2 protein-coding genes are annotated in these 2,203 nt (G+C 41.1%); both read right to left on the bottom strand.

Annotation, left to right across the window (positions count from 1 at the left end; genetic code table 11):
• A partial coding sequence (locus KDK14_RS17540) for a hypothetical protein (RefSeq protein ID WP_257266483.1) occupies positions 1-1,760 on the bottom strand: 1,760 nt, incomplete at its 3' end.
• Positions 1,738-2,203: hypothetical protein (locus KDK14_RS17545; RefSeq protein WP_257266484.1), on the bottom strand; the 466-nt coding region annotated here is incomplete at its 5' end. The genes KDK14_RS17540 and KDK14_RS17545, both read right to left, overlap by 23 nt.

Genomic DNA, 2,203 nt, shown 5'->3' on the forward strand with positions numbered 1-2,203 from the left:
ATAGCTAAATATCCTATTATCGGGATGATCGTTCGACCGATTCTGTCGCCCTGGTATTTACCGTAGTTTTGTGTCGCTTTGAAGTGATAGACCCGAAAGGCTCTTTCACCATTTACAGTAATCACTTGCAAACGGTCCGTGAATCCCCGGACACTCTTGGGAAGATCCTTTTCCAGTAGGATGAGGTACTGACCAAAACGGGGTAGTTGGCTTTTAAAGCGGTTATTGGGCATCCTGGCAATAAATTGATGCATTATTCCTTCTTGCGCCAGAGTAGCGACGGACTCGCCAAATCGCTGGAATTTATAGTAATCAACTCGCTTGTTATTGCCTGCCTTGCCACTGACTGTGCCTACTGCCAGTGTACGACCACCGACGACTGATCCCTCTCCTTTAAACAGCGACAATGTATGTTGCTGTTGATCAGGATAAAACGGGTGAAATTTTGTTTTACCGGCACCAGCAAATTCCGCCTGTAACTGTCGATTGGAGGCTACATCCGCTGGATGAAGCCCCCCTGCCCGGGCAGCCACCGCCAATGGGAGCGCTGAAGGATTATGCCCTTGAAATTTGAGAGGATTCATCGGTTTTGCCAATGCGCCGGAGACATCCAGTTCAAAGAAAAGGGCCAGATTATTGAGAAAAGCCAGAGTATCATCAATGACTTGTCGGGGCACACAAACTGACCACTCGGTCATGAACTGCCGCTTGTTTGCAATGATCCTGCAAGCCAGAACATGGATAAGTCTTTGCCGGAACGTTGGGTCAATGCAATGCTTCTCCAGATATGCCTTGTCATCAAAACGACACAAAAAGTGTGGAAATTGTTCAATGTAGTCAACTATACGATCGGCTTTGACAGGCCGTAATTTTCTATTAACAATATGGATTTCACCAGCGTTAAACGGTTCATATTCCAGAACCATAGCGTCTTGTTTAATCAATATTTCTTTCGGAAAATAGTAAAGGTATTCGATAGGAAAATACGGATAAACAATATCTATAACCTGATTTTTAAAACCATCATCCGCTTTGACTTTGTTAAAGAACTGAAAAAGGATGTGCGTGCGAAAAAATACAATTATTTCAGGTCTGGTGGTTAATATTTTCAACAAGGTACTTTTTCCTGCTTCAATCAATTCCTGCAACAACGTATCATCAGAATCCTCAACAGTTATAACAAAAAAAGGATTTGCTGCTACCAGCTTTTTTAACAATAAAACAAGTTTTTCCCTGTCAGCCTGATAATTTTCCATGCAAAATTTATATACATCAGACAATGGATAGATGTGTGAAAGACTGTAATTTAGTCTCACTTCCAAAGCTGATGAAGTAGTTTTGAGAACTACGTCTTCAAAGAAATCAGGGTCACTGTACAGCAGCTCACATTTATTATAATTTTTAACAAAATAAATAAAATTATCATTCAAATATTTGCCATTGAGTGAAGCCAAAATAGTTTTTTTTGTAATAACACTTGGTAGATCTGATAACCTGCACAGACCGTCTGATAATTGCGAAATACAGTATTCTTCATTTTTCTTTTGGATATTTGGTGGCAGATCTTTTACCGGTACTCTTCCTGAACGGATAAGCTCATCATAAAAATCAACATCGTTAAAACTGACGGGCAAATGGTTTTTAGACTGTATTTTGGCACCGATATCCAGACGTTGGTAAATCAGCACTGCCAGATTCGCTGGTGTTTCCCGGGGAATACCCTGCAAACTTGAGAATTCAGTCAGAAAAATCAATATCATCTTTTAAAGATTCAGGAAGAACCGGGTAGTTATATTCGGTGCCTGTTGCCATGACATCGATCAACAACATCTGTTTTGTCCTTTCAGGTGTTGCTAATAATACCTTCATCAGCTCACCACCTGTCTGCCCTTCGAAAGCCTCCCAAAGATGATTTCTTATTATCCCTGACAAAAGGGTTGGTGATTTGGCATAGCCTAAAGGCAGTTTTACTTTCGTGCGTGCACCAAGAAAATCGATAATTTCTATAAATTCATCTACTTTGAGTCTGTCTGTTTTTCGATCCAGGAGACCCCGAATCAATTCCACTTGTTTATCGGTGATGATAGCAGTGTTCAAACTGGCTTTACGCTCTTTTAATTCTGGTTTGCATTGGGCCGCCTCGCAGGTATCTACACAGGGCGACAGAATCGGTCGAACGATCATCCCGATAATAGGATATTTA

This window comes from Endozoicomonas sp. ONNA2, from assembly GCF_024606365.1.
In the GTDB taxonomy this organism is placed as follows: Bacteria; Pseudomonadota; Gammaproteobacteria; order Pseudomonadales; family Endozoicomonadaceae; genus Endozoicomonas.